At 26.2% G+C, this 24,773-nt stretch carries 27 protein-coding genes and 2 pseudogenes; 12 read left to right on the forward strand and 17 right to left on the reverse strand.

The annotated features are described in order from the left end of the window. Positions 1-22: 22 nt before the first annotated feature. From AACK86_RS08035 to AACK86_RS05915, 11 genes and pseudogenes are all read right to left on the reverse strand, one after another. Positions 23-415, reverse strand: a complete 393-nt coding sequence (locus AACK86_RS08035; RefSeq protein ID WP_338982644.1) for a transposase family protein — start codon at positions 413-415, stop codon at positions 23-25. Beyond that, positions 400-852 carry a transposase family protein gene (locus AACK86_RS08040; RefSeq protein WP_338982632.1) on the reverse strand — a complete coding sequence of 151 codons (453 nt, stop codon included), beginning with the start codon at positions 850-852 and terminating at the stop codon, positions 400-402. Before AACK86_RS08040 ends, AACK86_RS08035 begins: the two co-directional genes overlap by 16 nt. Before the next feature lie 133 nt (positions 853-985). Next, positions 986-2,578, reverse strand: a complete 1,593-nt coding sequence (locus AACK86_RS05875; RefSeq protein ID WP_338981851.1) for a hypothetical protein — start codon at positions 2,576-2,578, stop codon at positions 986-988. Between the two features lie 57 nt (positions 2,579-2,635). After that, complete coding sequence (gene prmC, locus AACK86_RS05880; RefSeq protein ID WP_338981852.1) at positions 2,636-3,478, reverse strand: peptide chain release factor N(5)-glutamine methyltransferase; 843 nt, start codon at positions 3,476-3,478, stop codon at positions 2,636-2,638. Positions 3,479-3,480: 2 nt separating this feature from the next. Further along, positions 3,481-4,560: a peptide chain release factor 1 gene (prfA, locus tag AACK86_RS05885; RefSeq protein WP_338981853.1), complete on the reverse strand. Its 1,080-nt coding sequence runs from the start codon at positions 4,558-4,560 to the stop codon at positions 3,481-3,483. Continuing rightward, a complete protein-coding gene (locus AACK86_RS05890; protein ID WP_338981854.1) occupies positions 4,511-5,164 on the reverse strand; it encodes a thymidine kinase in 654 nt (217 codons plus the stop codon). The genes prfA and AACK86_RS05890 overlap by 50 nt, the downstream gene beginning before the upstream one ends. Next, on the reverse strand, positions 5,164-6,117 hold the full coding sequence (locus AACK86_RS05895) for a bifunctional oligoribonuclease/PAP phosphatase NrnA (protein WP_338981856.1): 954 nt from the start codon (positions 6,115-6,117) through the stop codon (positions 5,164-5,166). Before AACK86_RS05895 ends, AACK86_RS05890 begins: the two co-directional genes overlap by 1 nt. A gap of 16 nt (positions 6,118-6,133) precedes the next feature. After that, positions 6,134-8,065 carry a hypothetical protein gene (locus AACK86_RS05900; RefSeq protein ID WP_338981858.1) on the reverse strand — a complete coding sequence of 644 codons (1,932 nt, stop codon included), beginning with the start codon at positions 8,063-8,065 and terminating at the stop codon, positions 6,134-6,136. 221 nt (positions 8,066-8,286) lie between these two features. Beyond that, positions 8,287-8,499, reverse strand: a pseudogene (rpmE, locus tag AACK86_RS08045) (50S ribosomal protein L31); the annotation flags it as partial. Positions 8,500-8,608: 109 nt separating this feature from the next. Next, entirely contained in the window at positions 8,609-9,904 is a 1,296-nt protein-coding gene (locus tag AACK86_RS05910) for a hypothetical protein (protein WP_338981860.1), read from the reverse strand. 36 nt (positions 9,905-9,940) lie between these two features. Then, complete coding sequence (locus tag AACK86_RS05915) at positions 9,941-10,426, reverse strand: ATP-binding cassette domain-containing protein (RefSeq protein ID WP_338981861.1); 486 nt, start codon at positions 10,424-10,426, stop codon at positions 9,941-9,943. A gap of 104 nt (positions 10,427-10,530) precedes the next feature. On the opposite strand from AACK86_RS05915, the gene AACK86_RS05920 reads away from it, so the two are divergent. Next, positions 10,531-10,662, forward strand: a complete 132-nt coding sequence (locus AACK86_RS05920; protein ID WP_338981862.1) for a hypothetical protein — start codon at positions 10,531-10,533, stop codon at positions 10,660-10,662. Positions 10,663-10,752: 90 nt separating this feature from the next. On the opposite strand, the pseudogene AACK86_RS05925 reads toward AACK86_RS05920, so the two are convergent. Both AACK86_RS05925 and AACK86_RS05930 read right to left on the reverse strand, forming a co-directional pair. Next, positions 10,753-11,582, reverse strand: a pseudogene (locus tag AACK86_RS05925) (IS5 family transposase). Positions 11,583-11,685: 103 nt separating this feature from the next. Further along, positions 11,686-11,973 carry a hypothetical protein gene (locus tag AACK86_RS05930; protein ID WP_338981642.1) on the reverse strand — a complete coding sequence of 96 codons (288 nt, stop codon included), beginning with the start codon at positions 11,971-11,973 and terminating at the stop codon, positions 11,686-11,688. A 206-nt stretch (positions 11,974-12,179) separates the two neighbouring features. Between AACK86_RS05930 and AACK86_RS05935 the strand changes: the two genes are divergently transcribed. From AACK86_RS05935 to AACK86_RS05975, 9 genes are all read left to right on the forward strand, one after another. Beyond that, on the forward strand, positions 12,180-13,010 hold the full coding sequence (locus tag AACK86_RS05935) for an IS5 family transposase (protein WP_338981641.1): 831 nt from the start codon (positions 12,180-12,182) through the stop codon (positions 13,008-13,010). 220 nt (positions 13,011-13,230) lie between these two features. Continuing rightward, complete coding sequence (locus tag AACK86_RS05940; protein ID WP_338981863.1) at positions 13,231-13,515, forward strand: transposase family protein; 285 nt, start codon at positions 13,231-13,233, stop codon at positions 13,513-13,515. Then, positions 13,500-13,892 carry a transposase family protein gene (locus tag AACK86_RS05945; protein WP_338982695.1) on the forward strand — a complete coding sequence of 131 codons (393 nt, stop codon included), beginning with the start codon at positions 13,500-13,502 and terminating at the stop codon, positions 13,890-13,892. Before AACK86_RS05940 ends, AACK86_RS05945 begins: the two co-directional genes overlap by 16 nt. A 365-nt stretch (positions 13,893-14,257) precedes the next feature. Next, positions 14,258-14,392 carry a 50S ribosomal protein L34 gene (gene rpmH, locus AACK86_RS05950; RefSeq protein ID WP_215826699.1) on the forward strand — a complete coding sequence of 45 codons (135 nt, stop codon included), beginning with the start codon at positions 14,258-14,260 and terminating at the stop codon, positions 14,390-14,392. A gap of 17 nt (positions 14,393-14,409) precedes the next feature. Further along, positions 14,410-14,739 (forward strand): ribonuclease P protein component, encoded by a 330-nt coding sequence (rnpA, locus tag AACK86_RS05955; RefSeq protein WP_338981864.1) that lies wholly within the window; start codon positions 14,410-14,412, stop codon positions 14,737-14,739. A gap of 141 nt (positions 14,740-14,880) precedes the next feature. Next, positions 14,881-15,810, forward strand: coding sequence for a membrane protein insertase YidC (gene yidC / locus AACK86_RS05960; RefSeq protein WP_338981865.1), 930 nt, complete (start codon positions 14,881-14,883; stop codon positions 15,808-15,810). 17 nt (positions 15,811-15,827) lie between these two features. Then, the gene (locus AACK86_RS05965) at positions 15,828-16,433 is read left to right on the forward strand and encodes a protein jag (RefSeq protein ID WP_338981866.1); all 606 of its coding nucleotides are present in this window, start codon (positions 15,828-15,830) and stop codon (positions 16,431-16,433) included. A gap of 49 nt (positions 16,434-16,482) precedes the next feature. Next, positions 16,483-17,847 (forward strand): tRNA uridine-5-carboxymethylaminomethyl(34) synthesis GTPase MnmE, encoded by a 1,365-nt coding sequence (gene mnmE / locus AACK86_RS05970; RefSeq protein WP_338981867.1) that lies wholly within the window; start codon positions 16,483-16,485, stop codon positions 17,845-17,847. A gap of 12 nt (positions 17,848-17,859) precedes the next feature. Then, positions 17,860-18,627 carry a TatD family hydrolase gene (locus AACK86_RS05975; protein ID WP_338981868.1) on the forward strand — a complete coding sequence of 256 codons (768 nt, stop codon included), beginning with the start codon at positions 17,860-17,862 and terminating at the stop codon, positions 18,625-18,627. Between the two features lie 64 nt (positions 18,628-18,691). On the opposite strand, the gene AACK86_RS05980 is transcribed toward AACK86_RS05975, so the two are convergent. Next, positions 18,692-19,720, reverse strand: a complete 1,029-nt coding sequence (locus AACK86_RS05980) for a rod shape-determining protein (RefSeq protein ID WP_338981869.1) — start codon at positions 19,718-19,720, stop codon at positions 18,692-18,694. Positions 19,721-20,096: 376 nt separating this feature from the next. Between AACK86_RS05980 and AACK86_RS08050 the strand changes: the two genes are divergently transcribed. Continuing rightward, entirely contained in the window at positions 20,097-20,549 is a 453-nt protein-coding gene (locus AACK86_RS08050; protein ID WP_422398240.1) for a transposase family protein, read from the forward strand. Beyond that, the gene (locus tag AACK86_RS08055) at positions 20,534-20,929 is read left to right on the forward strand and encodes a transposase family protein (RefSeq protein ID WP_422398386.1); all 396 of its coding nucleotides are present in this window, start codon (positions 20,534-20,536) and stop codon (positions 20,927-20,929) included. The genes AACK86_RS08050 and AACK86_RS08055 overlap by 16 nt, the downstream gene beginning before the upstream one ends. A 227-nt stretch (positions 20,930-21,156) precedes the next feature. On the opposite strand, the gene AACK86_RS05990 is transcribed toward AACK86_RS08055, so the two are convergent. From AACK86_RS05990 to AACK86_RS06000, 3 genes are all read right to left on the reverse strand, one after another. Continuing rightward, positions 21,157-22,173: a rod shape-determining protein gene (locus AACK86_RS05990; protein ID WP_338981871.1), complete on the reverse strand. Its 1,017-nt coding sequence runs from the start codon at positions 22,171-22,173 to the stop codon at positions 21,157-21,159. Positions 22,174-22,247: 74 nt separating this feature from the next. Further along, positions 22,248-23,279 (reverse strand): rod shape-determining protein, encoded by a 1,032-nt coding sequence (locus AACK86_RS05995; protein ID WP_338981872.1) that lies wholly within the window; start codon positions 23,277-23,279, stop codon positions 22,248-22,250. A 162-nt stretch (positions 23,280-23,441) separates the two neighbouring features. Further along, on the reverse strand, positions 23,442-24,515 hold the full coding sequence (locus AACK86_RS06000) for a rod shape-determining protein (RefSeq protein ID WP_338981873.1): 1,074 nt from the start codon (positions 24,513-24,515) through the stop codon (positions 23,442-23,444). Between the last annotated feature and the right edge of the window lie 258 nt (positions 24,516-24,773).

A 24,773-nucleotide genomic window follows, 5' to 3' on the forward strand; every position in this document is an offset into this window, starting at 1 on the left:
AATTTTAAATAAATCTTTTATGTTAAATTAATAATTGCAAATTATAAATTGAGGCAATTAAATTAAATCTTAAACCAAATCTTTTTCTACGATTACGATATTTTTCTGTCATAATTTTAAATTTTTTAAGAATAGCAAAAATATTTTCAATAATAATTCTCATTTTTGAAACTAGTCTATTATGTTGTTTTTGTGCTTTATTTAAATGGTTTTTCTTTGTTTTCTTTGTAGGTATTAGAACATTATTGTGAATTTTTTGTATTCCTTGATAACCACTATCAACTATTAATTTGGTATTTTTTAAAATTGAGATTTTTGATTCTTTAAATAAAGCATAATCATGTTTTTTCCCAAGTGAAAAACTTGTTGCAATAATTTTTCTGGTTTCTTGTTCGATAATTACTTGTGTTTTAATGGTGTGTTTTTTCTTTTTACCAGAATAAGATTGTTTTTGTCTTTTTTTGGGCGTTGGATTGGAGTTTCGGTAGCATCAATAATAATAGTTTTATCATTAAAATAATCATTTATTAGTGCTTTTTTACCAGCAAGTTGTTGAAAATCAGAGTTTTTAATTAAAATATCTTCAATTCATTTGATATTGCGATAACAATTAGCTTCACTAATTCCGAAATTTTTACCAAGATGAAAATAAGTCTGATATTCTCGTCAATATGATAAAGTCATCAATAATCTATTTTCTAGTGATAATTTATTAGTTTTACCACCTTTTTTAAATTTTTCTATTTCAGCTACTTGTAAAATATCTAACATTTTATTAAAAGTGGATTTTTTTATTCCTGTTAATCTTAACCATTCTTTATCATTAAGAGTATTAAATTTATTATTGTTCATATTTTGATATCCTCATAAATTATATTTTATAAGAATATTTTAATAAAAAAGGTATCGCAAGAAGTCTAATATATTAGTCAAAAATCAAATTAACATTGAACGATTATATGCAAAAAACATTTTATTTTCCCCTTTATTTTTTAGATATTTTTTTTACTTTCTTAACTCTTTTTTTCTTTTCTAAAATAAAATTAGGAATTGTCATTTTTATTTTTAAATTATCTTGTTGATAAATTTTCCATAACAAAATTGAAATAATAATTGAAAACACAACAAGAACAATAATTTCAACACTAAACACAATTCACTCACCAGTATTAGAAATAGCGCCCCCAAATAATGATGATTTATAATATGATATATGAAAATCAGGATATTTTTCTTTAAGTTTATAAAGCATATCATTAGCAACAGCAATTAAATTATTATTATTAGTTTGTGAATATGTAAAAAGAAATAAACCAGCAAAAAGAATTGGCAGAAAAAAAGTATAAAATAAAATTATTGAACCACGAGATAAATAAGATATCCTTTTAATAAGAACAAAAGATACACTTCAAATAATTATTAAAAATGTTAAACCTAAAATTGGCACAAATTGCACAACAAAAACAGTTGGTAAATTAGGATAATAATAAATTGGTGCTAAAATTTCAATCAAAAAAGTCTTACGAATAATTTCTTGTGGTTGTTCAGGAATTTCAAGAATATTTCCAGGATTATTATGACCATAAGGAAATTTTGATAACAAATCATAAAGATTTACTAAATCTTTATTCAGAAAATTAGCAATAATTAAAATAACTTCAATTAAAATAAATATTGAAATTAAAAAAATTGAAATTCGCAAAACATTTCAAATTGTTGGTTGTTTAAAAGAAACCCAAGTTTTTCGAAACCAATTTTGACCAAATAATAAAATTTTTTCCCGTTTATTAAAAACAAAAACCGGTTTCACTAAATGACTAGCATAACTAGTATAATCAAAAGCAACAATTAAAGAAACTAATGTTGCTTGAATAAGAAAAACTCATCAAATACCAACTTCACTAATTCAATCATTAGTATTTCCTTTTAAATTAATTAACTTTTGATAAAATTCTTTAAAAAGAAAATTTTTAAATCACTCAATAGCTTCAGAATGAATTTTTTTACCCGATAACACCACTAAAAATTCATGAAATTCTTCAATCGCAAAATGATAAGAATTGGGAATAATGCTAATATCTTTAGCATCCTTAACTTTTACTAGCGAATTTAAAGTTGTTTCATTAGTTCATTGATATTTATATTGCCCCAAAGCTAATAATCCAAAACCAACAATTGTTATAATTCAAAAAATTAATAAAACAACTACTAATGCCCTTGTGGTTTTTCACTTTTTATTTAAAAAAAATGCTCCCCCTAAAATAATAAAAATTCCTAAAAATACTAATGAAGTTCCCGTAATTGTATAAGCAAGTTGCGCATTTATACTGGAAATTATTTTAAAATCATAAAAATCAGATAAATATTGCAAAAGGATTTTAGTATTTTCCAAAGAAAAATTATAATCGTGTTGAAAATATTGTAAGTAATATTCTTCTCTTGTAAAAACATTAAGATCATTAGTAAAAGTTGTAACTAATGAATCATTAACCAAGACAATAAGAAAAGCAATTCCCGGTGCTAACAAAAGAATTAAAAAAAGTGATATTAACAATGGTTTTGTTGCTTTACCCTTCATTTCATTTCACCCAATTCTTTATTTTCTAATGTCATTATTTTACTATAAAATTATTTATTATTCATTGTAAATAAAAAGCATTCTTCATCGACCACTAATATCTTTAATAAATTCATATTCACTAGTTGCAAAATATTCCTTTACTAATACTTCTAAAGTCGCTTTTTGTGAATAACCAAATTCAAAGGCTAATAAATATTTATTATTCATTATTGTTTTTACTTGTTTAAAAATTAATTTATAGAAAAATAAACCATTATCAGTAGCAAATAATGCTAAATGCGGTTCATAGTCTTTAACCATATTTTCAATCTGTTCATCAATTCCAATATAAGGGGGATTACATACTAAAATATCAAACTTATCATCATTATTAACAAAGGACGCTAACAAATTACTATTAACAAATTTAATATTTTGACAATTAAGATTTAGCGCATTAGCTTTTGCAACTTTTAAAGCTTCACTACTAATATCACTAGCAACAACAAAAACTTTTGCTTCTTCTAACGCTAAACTAATAGCAATCGCACCACTACCCGTAGCAACATCAAGTACTTTAATTTGCTTTACATCTTGAAAATAGTCATCAACATAATACAAAAGATTTTCTACTAATTCTTGCGTTTCAGTACGCGGAATAAAAACATTGGGGTTAACAATGAAATCACGCCCCAAAAAATTTTGATAACCTAAAATATATGCCAACGGTTTTCCCTTTAAATTAATATTAATTAAAGCATAAAAGTCTTCTTCGCTAACTTTACTTTCAACATCTAAATTGGCATATAATTCTTGCAATGAATAGTGTGCTAAATGAGCTAATAATCATTTACAATGGTGACTACGATAATCAGCATATAATTTTTCACCCTTTTGTAATAACTGATGATAGGTCACAACTAATCTTCCATTCCCATTTTTCTTTTTTGCTCATCATCAATTAAAGCATTAATAATCTCATTAAGTTCACCCAACATAATTCGATCAAGTTTATTTAATGTCAAATTAATCCGATGGTCACTAACACGATTTTGAGGATAATTATATGTTCGAATTTTTTCTGCCCGCACGCCACTACCGACAGCACTTTTTCGTAATGTGCCCATTTCACTTTGTTGAGTTTCAAGTTTAGCTTCATAAATTTTAGCAAGTAACACTTTTAAAGCCTTATCCTTATTATCATGTTGACTACGACCATCTTGTGAAGTTGCCACAATTCCAGTTGGTAAATGAGTAATACGGACTGCTGAATCAGTAGTATTAACATGTTGCCCCCCAGCACCAGAAGCCCGATAAGTATCAATTTTTAATTCTGACGGTTTAACATCAACATCTAAAGCACTAGCTTCGGGTAAGACAACAACCGTAGCTGTAGAAGTATGAACTCTTCCTTGTGATTCGGTTTTAGGAATTCTTTGCACTCGATGACTACCAGCTTCAAATTTCATTTTTGCATAGACTTTTTCACCTTTAATCAAAAATGAAATTTGCGAAAAACCACCAGAATTTGATATTCGTGCATCCAAAAGTTCTGTTTTTCAATTTTGTGATTCACAATATCGTAAATACATCCGATATAAATCACCAGCAAAAATATTAGCTTCATCACCACCAGCAGCACCACGAATTTCAATAATAACATTTTTATCATCATTAGGGTTCGCCGGCAATAATGCAACTGTTAACTGCTGTTCAACAAATAATAATGATTCTTCATTACCTTTTAATTCTTCTTTTGCTAAACTTAGCAAATCAGCATCTTTTTCATTTTGAAAAATATTTTTAATTTCTTGAAGATTGCTTTCAATACTAAGATATTTCATATATAGCAATACTGTATCATTAAGTTTAGCTCTTTCTTTAGATAACCTAGTTAATAATTCAATATTATTATTAATATCGGATTGACTTAGTAAACTATTAATTTCATTATAACGATGTTTCATTGTTTCCAATCGTTCTCGGGTTTTGGCATTCATTTTTATTCTCCTTAATATTAGTTTGTGGATAATCATTAACAATATGACAATGACGACAACGCGCCTCATAAAATTCATTAGCACCAATTAAAACAATCGGGTCATAATAACTAGCAGGCAACCCATTAATTATTCTTTGAGTTCTTGTTGCCGGCGAATGACATTTAACACATATTGCTTCTAATTTAGTAACAAATTCAGCTCGCGTTAATAGTTCTGGCATACATTTAAAAGGTTCACCACGAAAATCTTTATCTAAACCAGCAACAATAATCCTCTTGCCCTGATCTGCTAATTGTTCTAAAACTATTAAAATATCACTTGTAAAAAACTGAATTTCATCAATCGCAATAACCTCGGTATCATTATCCAAAAATTCAATTAATTGTTGCGCATTACAAATTCTTATTGCTTTAATTTTTCTATTATTATGACTAACAATTTCTTCTTCTTCATAACGATTATCAATTAATGGTTTAAATATTTGAATTTTTTTATTAGCAAATGATAACATATTTATTCGACGAATTAATTCCTCAGTTTTACCAGCAAACATACAACCACTAATTACTTCAATTCATCCATCTTTATAACGCACATACATTATTTCCCCTCACTTTGATTAATATTTTTTGCTAACAAATTTAAATCATTTAATAAGGCATCAACAGTATGTCAAGAATTAGTTTTTACACCCGCTGCACGATGATGACCCCCACCACCATATTGTGCTGCTAAATCATTAATTTTCAAACCAGTACTCCGAATACTAATTTTAATAAACTCATCATTTTCATCTTGACTACAAAATGCTCATATATGTATTCCCAAAATCCTCCCTAAGAGATTAACTAAATTATTAGCTTTTTCTTTAGTAATTAAAAATTCTTTCAAAATATCTGGTGTTAACTTTAAAAAAGCAACACCATTATCAGTAACCGTAAAATTACTCAAAGCAAATGCTTGAAATTTAATAATATTCATTGGCCGTTGATACAAATTATTATAAAGTTGTTCAATATTAAAACCCGTTGTCATTAAAAAATTTGCCAATAAAAAAGTTTCTGGTCGTAAATTACCATAAAGAAACCTTCCCGTATCAGTTACCATTCCATGAAATATCGCTTTAGCAGCTTCCTTTGTAACTTGCAAGTTATTATCTAAAGCTAACTTTGCTACCATTTCACTTGCTGATGGTGCCACATCATCAATTCACTCTAAATCGCCATATTGTTCATAAAATGGATGATGATCAATTTTAATCTTATATTTTCCTTTTTCTCAACCAACACCATCAATTCGCTCGGCATTAGCACAATCACCAATAATTACTAAAGCATCACGATAGTCTTCTTCCTTAACATCATCACAGATACCAATATAATTCAAGTCTAATAAGCTAACACCCCCAGTTAAAACTCTAATATGAGGCAAATTAGCAACAATTAAATGTTTTAAACCAAATTGGACACCATACGCATCACCATCAGGACTAATATGGCGTAAAATTATTACCGTGGAATATTCTTTTATCTTATCTCAGATTTGCTTTGTCATTTTTTATTAATCTCCTCTATCATCTCTTAATTAATTGATCGGTTTTACTATCAAATAAATAAATACCCCCTAACAAAATATCAAATTTAATTTCTTCTTTTAAAAATTTTTTATTATTTGATGGTGGAATTATTACTTTAATAATTTTATTATCATTTAAAATTACATCAAGTAATCAATCACCTTTACGCATTTTTTTTAACTTAATAACTCATCCATAAAGGGGTTGCTTATTAATAACTTTTACTTTATGTTTGTAAAAATCAGGAACAATTTTTTCTGGTAAAATAGCAACATTAAAACTAAAATTTTTATTTTCCATATAAAGTGTCTTCAAACTGACAATATTAATATTATTAATTAATAATCATGATTCAGTATAATTAAAATACGCAAACCAATTTAAATGTGGTGAACTAATCGCCTGTAAAACATCCTTATTAAAAGGTTGAACAATAATATTTTCTTTTGTATCTTGCTGAACAATATCACCATTTTGTAAAATAATAACTTTTTGAGCAACATCAATAACACGATAACCATATTTACTAATAATAACAATCGTTAAATTATAATTCTTTTGAAGTTTTTCAATTAAATGACCAAACTCATTTTTATACTGTTTAGATTGTTTAGCTAAAGTATCATCAATAATAAGTAACCGTTTTTGTTGAATAAGAGCAATAGCAATTTGCAACTTAATGCGATCTCAACCCGTAAATTGTCAAATAAAACTAAACTTTAAGCCTTTTAACTCAATATCATCAATAATATTCTTTACTTGTAATCAAGCTTGCTGACGAACCCTAATAACTGCTCTACTAGCAGTATGAACTTCATTTTTAAACTTTTTTACACTAATTTTATCAAAACCATTTAAAAGCAATTGATGATAAATATAAGTTTCATTCATAATTTTTCCTTGAAGCATCTTAATTTCTGAAACTAAAATTTCACTAATAATTTGTCCTTGTTGAAAATAAAATTCATTGCGATATTCTCTTGTTGCCTGTTTTCACTGCTTAAACTTATTACTTTTTTTTAACCGAATAAAATCAGCATTTTTATGTTGATATTCAATGCTTTTAACTAACTTTAAAAAGTTTTTCGCATATGCTTTCGTATCAATTTCCGCTTGTAAAATATTTTTTCTTAACTCAGTAATTTCCCCATCTAAAGTTTCTAAAAACTCATTAGCAACAAATGTTACTTCTTTCATCTTAAATGAACGCTTATTTTCCTTATGCCCTTGATGACAATGACAACTTTTTTCCATTCTTGTTAAAATAAAAATTTTATCTCATAAAGCTTGTAAAAAAGTTAACCGACTATTTAAAATAGTTAATTTTTCCTCTTCTACAACTCAACTTTGAAATCTCTGCATTAAAATTGAAGTATTATTAGCATTAACATCATTCATAATTTGTTTAATTGCTGTTTGATGAAATTTGTTAATAAACTCATAATATTTATTAATCCGTGTTTCTTCAAGAATCCGACTATTTTTAAGAAAATTCTCATTAAAATCTCGTAACTGGTCTTTATATTTTTTCTTATCAAGATTAATACCATTATCAATTAAATCATTTAAATGATGTTTAGCATCACAATAATCTTGTTTAGCTTGTAAATAAAAATTTTTATTTTTTAAATATAAACTAGTTAATTTTCAAGGAATTGAAAAAATTGAAAAAAGAAATTTTTGTGGAAAAATTAATGCTAACGGGCGTTTTTTTGGTAATTGTGTTGTAATATTTTCTTCATTAAAAATTATTTGCCCAGTTTCTAAATTCTTACCATCTTTAAAAGCTTTAAATAAAGCACTTTTTTCTTCATAAGAATTAGTAAGTAAAACACAAACATCATTATTAGAAATATTAAAGGAAATATTTTTCAAAATAACAATATCTTTTTGTTTAACAACAATATCCCTAAGTTCTAATATCACAAAATCACCTATTTCTTAGTCTCATTACATTATACGATAAAGTAAAAATAATAGGAAAAAACTCACTAAAACAAATTATAGTGAGTTTTAAACTATTTGTTTAAAGAATTTTTCAAGTCTTCTAATGATACCTCTTTTAACTTATCACTTTTTTTACTTGCATTTTTAACGATTGGTTTTTGATTTTTAGCATCTGCAATTTGTTGCTTTAAAATTTCTTGTTGTTTTGCTTGTTGCTTAGCAAACTTTTCTACTTGGCCATCAGCACGCATTGATTGTTGTTGACCAGTATAAAAAGGATGGCATTTTGAACAAGCATCTACTCTAATTTCTTTTCCCTTAGTTGAACCAACAGTAAAGACATTAGAACATGTTATACAAGTAATTTCTGCTTCATAATAGTTAATATCATTCTCTTGACCTTTTTTATTCATTATTTCACCTCTAAAATATTTTCACTATAAAATAATAACATATATTATGTTAATTACAAAATCGGCGAAAGTATTTTTTAACCTATCTTTTTGGCAACAACATTATCGCTTACGCAAGCAATTTTGTTCCAATAACCTGATAATACTTATTAGGTAAGTATTCCAAGAAAAACTCATTGAGTATTGTTCAGCGAACTGATAATTGATCCCTTGACATACTAATCGGTTGTAACAACCATTGACTAAATAACTCCGCAAACTGTTCTTTTAAACTAACAAACTTACCATAGTTACTATCAACAAATAATTTTGATACTAAAACACTAATTTTTGTTTCTGAATTAGAAAAATATATTTTGTCATTTTTATCAATAAATTTAATCTTACTTGGAAGATACCCCAATTTACTAGCAATAAAACGAACAAATTCTTCGGATGCAGAAATTTTTGTTTTATTTAATTTTCACCCCATTTTATATCACGCTTGATTTTTATTAGTAGATTTTTGTAATCCATTTTTAAATCATTTATCTAAACGAACCTCATCAGCACCATTAATTTTATCTGGTAAAATATTAGTATTTAACTGTTCAGGAAAAAAATTTAACAAGTTTTCTAACGCATGGCCATACTCATGAATAACACCAGTAGTAACATTAATAGTTGAAAGTTGACCATTAAAATATTGGGGTTTAATATGATCTTCATCAACAATACTTGGTCGCAAAGCAATAAACTGATAACCATATTTTCAATTTAAAACCGTAACCCCTAAGGTACTTTCTGAATCAATCTGTGGATCAAAACTATTAGTAACCAAAAGGGCAACTAATAACTTAGCAACATTTTTTTTACCATAATATTTACTTAAATAATTATACATTGCTAACAAATACTTTGAATTATTACCAATTTTTTGTTCCAATAGTTTCAAATCAAGCATTGGTTTTTGTCCATCTCTTAAGTCAGTATTTTCAAGATTTTTTACTAAATCATCATAACTTGAATAATAATCTCTTAACAATAATGAACTTTGTTCATACTTATTATATTGCTCTCTACTTTTATTAGAAACTTTTAAAATCTCATTATAACAAGATTGTAATGCTGTTTTTTCAGCAATATTGTTTTTCTTTCTATTAATAGTTGCTAAATATTTCATATATTGTGAATCACCATCATCAAATGGTGATTCAAAATCTAAACTCCAACGATGCAAAGTATCTTCTAACTTTAACAGTTTACTTTTAAGATTAGCATTCTTACCCTCAAAAGCACAATTATAATTAATTAACGAATCATTATCATTAGATAATTGATAATCATAAAAATTAAAAGCGTTACATCCTACTAATAAAAACAATATGATAATAATATTAACAACTAATGGTGTTTTTTTAATCATTGTTATCCTCCCTAATTATCAATTATTTTAATTACTTTATTTTATCATAAAATCTACAAAATTTAATGTTTTATCAACTCAAGAAGTATTAAATTTAATATCATGACTAGTCAATAATACTGTTCCAGAATAATTGGTTATTGCTTCTAATAATGAATCCTTAGCTAAATCATCTAAATTATTAGTTGGTTCATCCAAAATTAACAAACTACAAGGAACTAAAGATAAAACTGCTAACCGAACTTTAGTTTGTTCTCCCCCTGATAATTTATTAAGGGATTGCATCGCTAACTCGCGCTTAATTCCAAAACTAGCTAATATTTTCCTAATTTCAGCATCATCCATTTCCGGATTTAATGATTTTAAATATTGTATTGGCGATAATTCAGGAAAATTATAAAACTGCTTAAAATAACCAATCGTAACATTATCACCAATCGTAATTATCCCTGATATTGGTTTAATATTACCAGTTAAAGTTTCTAGTAATGTTGTTTTTCCAATCCCATTATAACCTTGCACCAATCATTTTTCACCTTCTTTAATCGTAAATGATAATAGACTTCTTGCGATACTTTTTTTATTAAAATATTCTTATAAAATATAATTTATGAGGATATCAAAATATGAACAATAATAAATTTAATACTCTTAATGATAAAGAATGGTTAAGATTAACAGGAATAAAAAAATCCACTTTTAATAAAATGTTAGATATTTTACAAGTAGCTGAAATAGAAAAATATAATTTTAATTAATTATGTCTTTTATCTAAAAAATTAATATTTTGCCACAACAAAAAACGAATTTATTATTTAAATTCTTTAATTTTAAATAAATCTTTTATGTTAAATTAATAATTGCAAATTATAAATTGAGGCAATTAAATTAAATCTTAAACCAAATCTTTTTCTACGATTACGATATTTTTCTGTCATAATTTTAAATTTTTTAAGAATAGCAAAAATATTTTCAATAATAATTCTCATTTTTGAAACTAGTCTATTATGTTGTTTTTGTGCTTTATTTAAATGGTTTTTCTTTGTTTTCTTTGTAGGTATTAGAACATTATTGTGAATTTTTTGTATTCCTTGATAACCACTATCAACTATTAATTTGGTATTTTTTAAAATTGGGATTTTTGATTCTTTAAATAAAGCATAATCATGTTTTTTCCCAAGTGAAAAACTTGTTGCAATAATTTTTCTGGTTTCTTGTTCGATAATTACTTGTGTTTTAATGGTGTGTTTTTTCTTTTTACCAGAATAAGATTGTTTTTGTCTTTTTTTGGGCGTTGGATTGGAGTTTCGGTAGCATCAATAATAATAGTTTTATCATTAAAATAATCATTTATTAGTGCTTTTTTACCAGCAAGTTGTTGAAAATCAGAGTTTTTAATTAAAATATCTTCAATTCACTTGATATTGCGATAACAATTAGCTTCACTAATTCCGAAATTTTTACCAAGATGAAAATAAGTCTGATATTCTCGTCAATATGATAAAGTCATCAATAATCTATTTTCTAGTGATAATTTATTAGTTTTACCACCTTTTTTAAATTTTTCTATTTCAGCTACTTGTAAAATATCTAACATTTTATTAAAAGTGGATTTTTTTATTCCTGTTAATCTTAATCATTCTTTATCATTAAGAGTATTAAATTTATTATTGTTCATATTTTGATATCCTCATAAATTATATTTTATAAGAATATTTTAATAAAAAAGGTATCGCAAGAAGTCTAATAAATAAAATTATTAATTTAAACATTTTCTAAACCTACCTTTTTATTCGCCGTCCATGTTGGTCAACTCACGGTCTATTTTTAGGACTATTACCACTAAATTTTTTAATTGGACCACTAGATGATTGTTTCTTAGTTCCTCAATTAGCAACTGATTTTCGATATTTTTTACGAAAACCAACTTTTGGTCGTTCAATATGAATACCTAAAATACCACCAATTACAAGATTTATCACAAGCATAATTAGTGGAAAAATAATAATACGAATATCTGTTCCAGGAATGGTTAAAGTTCAAATTAAATCAAAAACTTTATAAAACATATCGCTGATCAAACTAGCCATTTTTTCTAAGTTTTCTATTTTTTAAACTCCTTTACTTGTTTTTCTTCTTCAGATTATTTTTTAACTTAGTAAGTATCTTACTGAATTTTTCCATTTTTAAATATTCTAATGCTTCAATAGACTTCTTGCGATACCTTTTTTATTAAAATATTCTTATAAAATATAATTTATGAGGATATCAAAATATGAACAATAATAAATTTAATACTCTTAATGATAAAGAATGGTTAAGATTAACAGGAATAAAAAAATCCACTTTTAATAAAATGTTAGATATTTTACAAGTAGCTGAAATAGAAAAATTTAAAAAAGGTGGTAAAACTAATAAATTATCACTAGAAAATAGATTATTGATGATTTTATCATATTGACGAGAATATCAGACTTATTTTCATCTTGGTAAAAATTTCGGAATTAGTGAAGCTAATTGTTATCGCAATATCAAGTGAATTGAAGATATTTTAATTAAAAACTCTGATTTTCAACAACTTGCTGGTAAAAAAGCACTAATAAATGATTATTTTAATGATAAAACTATTATTATTGATGCTACCGAAACTCCAATCCAACGCCCAAAAAAAGACAAAAACAATCTTATTCTGGTAAAAAGAAAAAAACACACCATTAAAACACAAGTAATTATCGAACAAGAAACCAGAAAAATTATTGCAACAAGTTTTTCACTTGGGAAAAAACATGATTATGCTTTATTTAAAGAATCAAAAATCCCAATTTTAAAAAATACCAAATTAATAGTTGATAGTGGTTATCAAGGAATACAAAAAATTCACAATAATGTTCTAATACCTACAAAGAAAAAAAAGAAAAACCATTTAAATAAAGCACAAAAACAACATAATAGACTAGTTTCAAAAATGAGAATTATTATTGAAAATATTTTTGCTATTCTTAAAAAATTTAAAATTATGACAGAAAAATATCGTAATCGTAGAAAAAGATTTGGTTTAAGATTTAATTTAATTGCCTCAATTTATAATTTGCAATTATTAATTTAACATAAAAGATTTATTTAAAATTAAAGAATTTAAATAATAAATTCATTTTTTGTTGTGGCAAAATATTAATTTTTTAGATAAAAGACATAATTAATTAAAATTATATTTTTCTATTACTGTCTTTTTACAAATATTTGTAATTTTTTTAATAGGTTATGCAAGAAGTCTATTTAAAAAAGGTGGTAAAACTAATAAATTATCACTAGAAAATAGATTATTGATGACTTTATCATATTGACGAGAATATCAGACTTATTTTCATCTTGGTAAAAATTTCGGAATTAGTGAAGCTAATTGTTATCGCAATATCAAGTGAATTGAAGATACTTTAATTAAAAACTCTGATTTTCAACAACTTGCTGGTAAAAAAGCACTAATAAATGATTATTTTAATGATAAAACTATTATTATTGATGCTACCGAAACTCCAATCCAACGCCCAAAAAAAGACAAAAACAATCTTATTCTGGTAAAAAGAAAAAACACACCATTAAAACACAAGTAATTATCGAACAAGAAACCAGAAAAATTATTGCAACAAGTTTTTCACTTGGGGAAAAACATGATTATGCTTTATTTAAAGAATCAAAAATCTCAATTTTAAAAAATACCAAATTAATAGTTGATAGTGGTTATCAAGGAATACAAAAAATTCACAATAATGTTCTAATACCTACAAAGAAAACAAAGAAAAACCATTTAAATAAAGCACAAAAACAACATAATAGACTAGTTTCAAAAATGAGAATTATTATTGAAAATATTTTTGCTATTCTTAAAAAATTTAAAATTATGACAGAAAAATATCGTAATCGTAGAAAAAGATTTGGTTTAAGATTTAATTTAATTGCCTCAATTTATAATTTGCAATTATTAATTTAACATAAAAGATTTTTTTAAAATTAAAGAATTTAAATAATAAATTCATTTTTTGTTGTGGCAAAATATTAATTTTTTAGATAAAAGACATAATTAATTAAAATTATATTTTTCTATTACTGTCTTTTTACAAATATTTGTAATTTTTTTAATAGGTTATGCAAGAAGTCTATTGAAATAATTTATAGTAAACAATTATTTTTTCTTTTTTTAAAAATACCTAAGAAAACTAAACGCGACCTATCTTGTTATTTAGTTTGACTTAATAAGGATATGTCTGTAAAATTAATTGGAACTATAATTACTTTTTTAAAGTTTTTTTATTTTAGTTTAAAAACAGTAACTTATTTTTAAAGAGGAGAATGACAATGAAAAGAACCTACCAACCATCAAAAGAAAAGACAAAAAAAGTTCATGGTTTCCGTTCAAGAATGGCAACAGTTGCAGGAAGAAAAGTTTTACAAAACCGACGCAGGAAACAACGCGCTAAGTTAACAGTATAAAAGGATTTAAATACACCTTGCAAAAGAAATTTCGTTTAAAAAAGAATTATGATTTTCAAAGAATTATTAATGGAAAACAAAAAATTCATAATAATTCATTTGTTATTTATTATGCAAATAATTCATTAGATCATTGTCGTTTTGGAATATCAGTTAGTAAAAAAAATGCGAATGCTGTTAATCGTAATCGGATTCGTCGCCAAATTCGCTCAATGTTACAAAAGGTTTGATGCTTAAAAAATAATAATAAGGATATTATTATTTTAGTAAGAGCGCCTTATTTAAAAAAGGAATATAGTAAAAATCAAAATCTTTTAGATATTTTATTAAAAAAAATTATTAAATAATGGAGAAAAATTATGGACTATAAAAAATATTTATTTGCACCTAATAAGCCACAAACTCCATGGTGAAAACAAGTTTGAAAATTTGGTAAAATTTTCATTTATACCTTTTTTATTGTTACCTTTTTATGAGGTTGTGGACAGATGTTTGATCCTAATGTGTCAACAAGTGGAAAAACTACGGGTACAGGTTCAATATTTGGTACTTATTTTGAATTACTTTTCGCTGGTGATGGCAATAAGACACATTTTATAAATGGTGAAGAAGAATTACCTTTTAATGGTATTTCTAGTTGAAGTGAAGCTTGAACGGTTACTAAATCACCATTTTTTGGTTTATTTGTTTATCCAATTGCTGCATTATTATGAGTATTACTAAAAGGTTTTAGTGGTGGAATTGCTGCTGAACCAACAGCAGCGGCAGCAATTGGAGCAATGTTTGTTACCGCTTTAATAATTAAATTAATTACTTTAGCCTTTTCTTGAAAATCCCAAAAAAATCAGGAGAAAATGCAAGCAATTCAATTAAAACAAGGCGAGATTCAAGCCAAATATAAAGGTTCAACTGATCCTCAAGCAAGACAAAAAATGCAATTAGAATTAATGGGATTATATAAAAAAGAAGGGGTTAAACCTTTAGCATCATTTGCAAGTTTATTTTTATCAATGCCATTTTTATATGCGATGTTTATGGTTGTTCGTTCAATGAGAATTTTGAAAGAACAAGAGTTTGGAGCAATTTCTTTTACAATAACGCCGTGAGAAGGATTAAAAGCAGGAGACTGATCATATTTAGCAATTGTTTTTGTTTATTTACCAATTCAAATTATTTCAATGTTATTACCAATGTATTTAAATCGTGGTAAGAAAAAAGTTTTTACTAAAGAATCGAAAGCAGCGCAAAAGAAACAATTAATTACACAGTTAATTATGACGGGGGTGTTTATGTTACTGGTCTTTACAATTGGTTCAGGAGTTGCAATATATTGAATTTTTTCTGGGGCATTGCAAATTGGACAAACAGTTTTATTTCATTATATAAATAAGAATGCTAAGTATAAAAAGAAAAAATAAAGTTGGAGTTGAATTAAATGGAAAAAAAAATATTTAAGAAACGCGAAGATTTAAAAACTTTTATTGAGCAACAAGATGAACCCCATTTTTACATTATTAAAGAAGAAATTAAAACATTTTTAAAAAAACAAGTAATTGCCTTAATATATAATATGAGTGATGTTAAAACCTATTTAGTTGTTGTTTTGCAAGGACTTTTAACAGAGTTAGACTTTAATGATATTGAAATTAAAATTTCACAAATTAACTATGAAATGATTAAAGTTAATATTAATTGTGATAATAATGCGTTATTAATTGGTAAAAATGGTTATGTATTAAGTTCTTTACAAAACTTATCTAACTGTTATTTATCAAGTAAGTTTCATCGTCGTTATATTGTTAAAGTTGATGTTAATGACTATTTTCAAAGACAAGAGAGTAATTTAATTAATTTAGCAAAAATCACTGCTAAAAAAGTATTGTTTACTAAAAATGATATGGCATTATTACCAATGCCTAATAATCAGCGAAGAATTATTCATAATGAATTAAAAAAATTCGATAAGGTTATTAGTGAATCTCAGGGTTCAGGTAATAAAAGACATATTGTTATTAAATATCTTGAAAGCAGTGAAATCTAGTCGTTAATGTCTAGATTTTTATTTTAAAAAAAGAAATTTGGTGATATTTATGATTAATGATACGATTATTGCTTTAGCAAGTGCTCCCCTTAAACAAGCCATTGCTATTATTAGAGTTAGTGGTCCAGAAACATTTTCACTTATTAATAAAGTATTTAGTAGAAATATTTTAAATTCTTCAAAAGAAAAATATTTCGGAAGGATTATTAATCCTAATACAAAGATAATTATTGATGAAGTAGTTTTAGTTTGCTACTATAAAAGTAGTTCATTTACTGGTGAAGATACTATTGAAATTAATTGTCATGGCAGTATGTTAATTGTTAATAAAATTATTCATTTATTATTAACAATTATGAAAAATGATAATATTCGGTTAGCAACTGCGGGTGAATTTACAAAAAGAGCATTTTTAAATGGAAAAATTGATTTATTACAAGCGCAAGCGGTTAATGATTTAATTAATGCGCCTAATGATGAAGCGTTAGCATTGGCAATGAACAGTTTAAATGGTAATAATAGCAAATTATTAAAAGAACTTGAAACAAGATTATTAGAATTAATAGCTAATATTAGTGTTAATATTGATTATCCTGAATATGATGGCGTTGAAAACTTAACTCAAAAATTAGTTTTAACTCGTACAAATGAACTTTATAGTGATTTATTAACGATTACTAAACAAAGTAGAATTGCTCAGGTTATTAATGATGGCATTGATACTGTAATTATTGGTAAACCTAATGTAGGAAAATCAACTTTATTAAATGCTTTATTAAAAGAAAATCGCGCGATTACTTCAACAATTGCCGGAACAACTAGAGATATAGTTATGGGAAAAATAAATATTGATAATATTTCATTAAACCTAATTGATACTGCGGGAATTAGAAATACTAATGATATTATTGAACAATTAGGAATTCAAAAATCAAAACAGTATTTAGAAAAAGCCCAGTTAATTTTATTAGTGCTTGATGGTAGCAATATTTTAGATGATAATGATATGGTATTATTAGAAATAGTTAAAGATAAAAATTGTATTATTGTTATTAATAAAGTTGATTTACAACAAAAACTATCTCTTTCGCTTTTGCCATTAAGTTCAGTACCCATAAGTGCTTTAAACAATGATTTTAATCCCTTAATAGATAAAATTAAAGAGATGTTTTTACAAGAAAAAATTAATTATCATAATAATTTAATTTTGACATCAACCCATCATCAAATGTTATTAGATAAAATTACAATGACAATTGATGAAGCAATTCAAGCTTTAAACAATAGTATGCCGTTAGATTTAGTAGTCCTTCATTTTCAAGAAGCGTGAGATTATTTACAAGAAATTAATGGTAAAATAATTAAAGATAATCTCTTAGATGAAATGTTTAGTCGCTTTTGTCTAGGTAAATAAGGAGTTTAATTAGTGAATGGTTTATTTGATACGCATTGTCATTTAGTCTCAGATTCATATCAAGATGAAGATATAAATAATATTTTAGAAGAAGCAAAATTAATTGGTGTTAATTTAATTTGTAATGTTGGTTATGATTTAAAAACTAGTAAATTAGCAGTTGACCAAGCATTTTCTTCACCCGATGTATTTGCCGCTGTTGGCATTCATCCTAACGATGTTAGTAATCATCAAGAACACGATCTTTATGAATTGGAAGAACTAATTAAAACAGGAAGTGTTTGTGCTATTGGTGAAATTGGATTAGATTACTATCGCAATCAAGATAGTAGCGATTTACAAAAAGAATGATTTATTAAACAAATTAAATTAGCTAAAAAATATCAATTACCAATTTTAGTTCACATTCGTGATGCTTTTGATGATGCTTATGAAATTTTAAAACAATATGATGTTGTTGGCATTATGCATTGCTTTTCAGCAAATACAAAAACTGCTAATAAGTTTATTGAATTAGGATATTATATTTCTTTTTCAGGAATTCTTACTTTTGAAAATGCTAAAGATTTGCAACAAGTTGCTAAAGAGATTCCCTTAAATAAAATTGTTTTAGAAACTGATGCTCCGTATTTAACACCTGTTCCTTATCGAGGAACAAAAAATTATCCAAAAAATATTATTTTTACTGCTAAAAAATTAGCAAGTTTAAAAAAAATATCCTTAAATGATGTTATTATGACAACAACAAATAATGCGAAACGAATTTTAGGAATTAAATAAAAAATGCTCTTAAATTTTATAAGAGAATTTTTTATATTTGTAGTTTTATTTTTTTATAAAAATCTTAGTAAGAATTTTGAATTTGTTCAAAAATATCAGTTTCAAATTTTTTAGTACCATTAATAACTGCTAATAAAGGATATTCACCAATTTTAGCCGGTAATTGTAACTTTTCTGTAATGTATTTAGCCATTCCTTTTAATAATGCCCCACCACCACAAATCGTAATGCCATTTTTATAAATATCACCAGATAGTTCCGCTGGAGTTATTTCTAATGTTTGCGTAATTACTTCAATAACTGGTAGCATAGTTTGTTGTAAAACTTGCCGAATTTCTTCTGGTTTTAAGATTGCTGCTTGGGGTCTACCATTAACATAGTGCCGACCATAAATTTCAAAATTATTTTCATCATCATATTGGGTTAAAGAACCAATTTTAATTTTAATATTTTCTGCTGTCGTGCTACCAATTTCAATTTCATATTGAGTACGAACATATTTTTGAATTTCATTATTAAAATAGTTTCCTGCAACTTTAATAGATTTAGATAATACAATGTCACCAGAGGCAATAACCGCAATATCAGTCGTTCCACCCCCCATATCAATAATTAGTTGTCCATGAGGATTATTAATATTTACTCCACCACCAATAGCTGCCATTTTTATTTCTTCTTCAATAAATACTTTTTTAGCACCTAAATTGTGACCAATTTGTTTTAAAGCTTTCTTTTCTAAATCAGTAACCGCTGAAGGACAAGCCAGTAATAATGCGGCGTCATTAATACGGTTTAAAATTTTTAAATTCATAAAAATATATTGTAATTGGGCTTCTGTAGCTTTAACATCACTAATAACCCCATTGATCATTGGTTTGATAACACGAATATTTTTATTACCTTTTCCTACCATTTTTCTAGCATCTTCGCCTACTGCAATAATTTCATTACGATTAATATTGTATGCAATGATTGAAGGTTCATTATAAACAATGCCTTCTCCTGAAATATAAATTAATGTATTTGCTGTGCCTAAATCAATTGAAATATATTTAGGTTTTTGCCTTTTTCCTTTGAAACTAAGTATGTTCATACGATTTATTTCCTTTCTTACGATCCATTTTCTATTAAAACTAAAATGCTATTTAATAGCATTTTAACCTAAATACATTTTAACAAAGTATTTAGTAATATGCTATTAGATTTGTGATATTACTAACAAGGGTATTATTATAGTACACTTATAGTAGTATTTTATTTTTAAAGGTAAGTTACCGCGAATAATAATTTTTTATAATTAAACTGATAAATAAATGAAGGCAATAAGTTGTAACTCATTGCCTTTTTAAAAATTAACTAATTTAAAATATCAAGTTTAAACTGCTACTAGTAAATATTTATTAGACTTCTTGCGATACCTTTTTTATTAAAATATTCTTATAAAATATAATTTATGAGGATATCAAAATATGAACAATAATAAATTTAATACTCTTAATGATAAAGAATGGTTAAGATTAACAGGAATAAAAAAATCCACTTTTAATAAAATGTTAGATATTTTACAAGTAGCTGAAATAGAAAAATTTAAAAAAGGTGGTAAAACTAATAAATTATCACTAGAAAATAGATTATTGATGACTTTATCATATTGACGAGAATATCAGACTTATTTTCATCTTGGTAAAAATTTTGGAATTAGTGAAGCTAATTGTTATCGCAATATCAAGTGAATTGAAGATACTTTAATTAAAAACTCTGATTTTCAACAACTTGCTGGTAAAAAAGCACTAATAAATGATTATTTTAATGATAAAACTATTATTATTGATGCTACCGAAAATCCAATCCAACGCCCAAAAAAAGACAAAAACAATCTTATTCTGGTAAAAAGAAAAAACACACCATTAAAACACAAGTAATTATCGAACAAGAAACCAGAAAAATTATTGCAACAAGTTTTTCACTTGGGAAAAAACATGATTATGCTTTATTTAAAGAATCAAAAATCCCAATTTTAAAAAATAACAAATTAATAGTTGATAGTGGTTATCAAGGAATACAAAAAATTCACAATAATGTTCTAATAATACCTACAAAGAAAACAAAGAAAAACCATTTAAATAAAGCACAAAAACAACATAATAGACTAGTTTCAAAAATGAGAATTATTATTGAAAATATTTTTGCTATTCTTAAAAAATTTAAAATTATGACAGAAAAATATCGTAATCGTAGAAAAAGATTTGGTTTAAGATTTAATTTAATTGCCTCAATTTATAATTTGCAATTATTAATTTAACATAAAAGATTTATTTAAAATTAATGAATTTAAATAATAAATTCATTTTTTGTTGTGGCAAAATATTAATTTTTTAGATAAAAGACATAATTAATTAAAATTATATTTTTCTATTACTGTCTTTTTACAAATATTTGTAATTTTTTTAATAGGTTATGCAAGAAGTCTATTATTACTATTTTAATTTTGTAATAATAAATTGAAAATGTCAATTATTTTGATATTTTTTAACCAAAACGACACTTTCGCCCTTGAAATGCAATTTCTTCACGAATTGAATTTTCTCAAGCTTTAGTACCTTCAATAACACATAGTAATGGATTATTAGCAATATTAACAGGAATAGTAAATAAAGCTTTAAAATGGTTTTCAATTCCTGGGATTAAAGCACCCCCACCACAAAAGTAAATCCCATTGCGGAAAATGTCACCAACTAATTCTGGATCAGTTTTTTCTAATACTTCAGCAATTAAGTTAGCAATATTGTTAAAAAATGGCAGTAAGATTTCTCTGATTTCACTATTATTTACACGAATTTGTTTTGGCATTCCGTCAACCATACCGCGGCCATAAACTTCTAAATAAACTTCAGTAGCATTTTTATCTAATGTGCCTAAGGCTCTTTTTAAGGTTTCACCAGTTTTTTCACCAATAATAATATTATGGCGAGCTCGTAAATATTTTTGAATTTCAGTTGTCATATGTCTGCCAGCAACTTTAATTGAACTAGAAACAGCGATATCTCCTGATGAAAGAACAGCACAATCAGTAGTCCCCCCACCAATGTCAACAACAAGATTACCTTCGGGATTACTAATATTAATACCAGCACCAACAGCTGCCATTTTTATTTCTTCTTCAATAAAGACACTTTTAGCACCTAATTTATTTGCCATTTCTTTTAAAGAATTATGTTCTAATTCTGTAACTGATGATGGAGCTGCTAATAAAATAATGGCATTTTTTCATATTTTAAATAATTTAATTTTCTCAAAAATCGCCTTTAATAGTTCTTGAGTTGCTTTTAAATCACTAATAACCCCATCACTAATCGGACGCACTAAGCGAATATTTTTATGTTCCTTACCAATTAAACTATAAGCATCATTTCCTAAAGCGACTAAGGATTTCTTTTTAATGTCATATGCCATTACTGAGGGTTCGTTAAAAACAATTCCACGGTTTGATGAATATATGATAAGGTTTTCTGTGCCGAGATCAATTGATACATAGTTTTTAATCATACAATTCTCCTTTTTTACTTATTTTTTAATTTTATCATTAAATAAAATTAAGTATATATTTTTGTAAAAACTATTTATAACCCTTGATAAATTTCTTTTTCAATCCGTTTTGTACCCTCAATAACACATTTTAAGGGGTCATTAGCAACTTTAACTTTAATATTAAACTTACTACTAAAATATTCATCAATCCCTGCTATTAGGGCACCACCACCACAAATTGTAATGCCATTTTTAATAATATCACCAGCTAATTCTGGTGGGGTTGATTCTAAAACTTCAGTTAAAACTTCTGAAATGCGATTAAATTGGGTAATAATTACAGGTCTAATTTCGTCAGCAGTAATATTAATTTCTTCGGGTCTTCCCGAAAGAACATTACGACCATAAGCAATGAATTTTTTATTTTCTTTCGTTTCACTTAAAGAACTAATTGCATGTTTTAATTCAATAATACTTTTAATACCAATAGAAATATTATATTGACCACGAATATATTTTTTAATTTCATCATCTAATAAGTTACCTGCTACTTTAATACTGCGAGAAATAATAACGCCTTTTGATGCAATAACGGCAATATCAGTAGTTCCGCCACCAATATCTAATACTAAGTTACCACTTGGCAAATTAATATTAATGTCAGCTCCAATGGCCGCCATTTTTACTTCTTCTTCAACAATAACAATTTTTGCTCCCATATTGTAAGCAACTTTTTTTAAACCATCGCGCTCTAATTGTGTAACCCCTGATGGGCAAGCTAAAACAACAATGGCATTTTTTCACATATTTGATAATTGCAATTTTTTAAAAATAGCTTGTAGTAAATCTAAAGCTGCGTCTAAATCACTAATAACCCCATCAACTAGTGGTTCAATAATTTTAATATTGTCATTAGTTTTACCAATAATTTCAAAGGCTTTGTGTCCTAAAGCAAATAATTGGTTATTTTTTGATAAATCATAAGCAATCATTGAAGGTTCGTTATAAACAATTCCTTGTCCTGCTATATAAACTAATGTATTTGCTGTTCCTAAGTCTAAAGCAATATAATTACGCTTTGTGCTTTTAAAGAAGCGCTTAAATTTTTCTAAAATGTTTGTCATATGGATACTCCTTTTCTTCTGAATTTATTTTATCAAATTTTAAAGTAATTCTAACGAAGAAACGTCCTATTTTATAAAATAGGACATTCAAAACTTTTTAGACATTATTAATAATTTTGTTATTGTAATAATAAATTAGAAATATCAATTATTTTGATATTTTTAACCAAAACGACGATTTCTTTTTTGTGATACTTGAAATTCATTATCATTTTGGTTTTCTTCAATAATTGCTCTTGCTAAAGTATCAGTAAGTTTTTTTTCAAAACTTTTTGTGCCATTGATTACCGACATTAATGGATCATTAGAAATTCTTACAGGAAATTCAAAAATACTTTCAAAGTATTTATCAATGCCTTTGATTAATGCTCCACCGCCACAAATCGTAATACCATTTTTAATAATATCGCCAGCTAACCCAGGAGGGGCACTTTCTAAAACATTAATTGTTAAATCAATAACTTTAGAAAAAACATGTAACATTACATTGCGAATTTCTTCAGGATTAACAAGAATTCTTTTCGGTAAACCAGAAACAATATCACGACCATATTTTTCAGTTTTCTTTTCATTAGGAAATTTAATTAAAGAGCCAATTTCACATTTGATTTCTTCAGCAGTTTTTTCACCAATAACAACATTTTGTTCTGATCTTAAATATTTTTGAATTTCTTCATCAATGTATCTGCCAGCAACTTTAATAGAACCAGAAACAATAATGTCACCAGAGGCAATAACGGCAATATCAGTAGTTCCCCCACCAATATCTAATACTAAATTACCAACAGGTAAATGAATATTTATTCCAGCACCAATGGCCGCCATTTTTACTTCTTCTTCAACAAGAACATGACTTGCTCCCATTTCCGATGCAACTTTTCTTAAAGCTGCTCGTTCTAATTCAGTAACGCCAGATGGACAAGCCAATAGGACAATAGAATTTTTTCAAACATTAGTTAAACGAATGCGATCAAAGATGTAGCGCAGTAAATCTGTTGTTGCTCCTAAATCAGAAATAACACCATCAACTAATGGTGTTACCATACGAATATTGCTATGAGTTTTTCCCACCATTTCGTATGCGGCACTTCCAACAGCAATTAATTTATTAGTACGAACATCATATGCCATTACTGAAGGTTCGTTATAAATAACACCTTGTCCAGATACGTATGCTAATGAATTAGCCGTTCCCAGATCTAGTGATAGGAAGTTAGCTTTTTTTTGATTAAACATCAACTTAAATCCTCCTTTTTAAATTTAGATAATCACATTAATTATAGTATATAAAATTTATTTTTCAATAGACTTCTTGCATAACCTGTAGAAACCATATACATATGACAAGATTTTGTTTTCTACAAACTTTTAGGGGGTGTTTTCTTTTGGCAGTAATATTTTGTATTGAATGCGACAACGAAAGTTATGTTGTTGGTAATAAAAATACAGTTGGAATCTGTAATTCTTGCGATGAAAAGGGTTTTTAAATTTTGA

The sequence above is a fragment of the Spiroplasma endosymbiont of Eupeodes luniger genome (assembly GCF_964019525.1).
Classification (GTDB): Bacteria; Bacillota_I; Bacilli_A; order Mycoplasmatales; family Nriv7; genus Nriv7.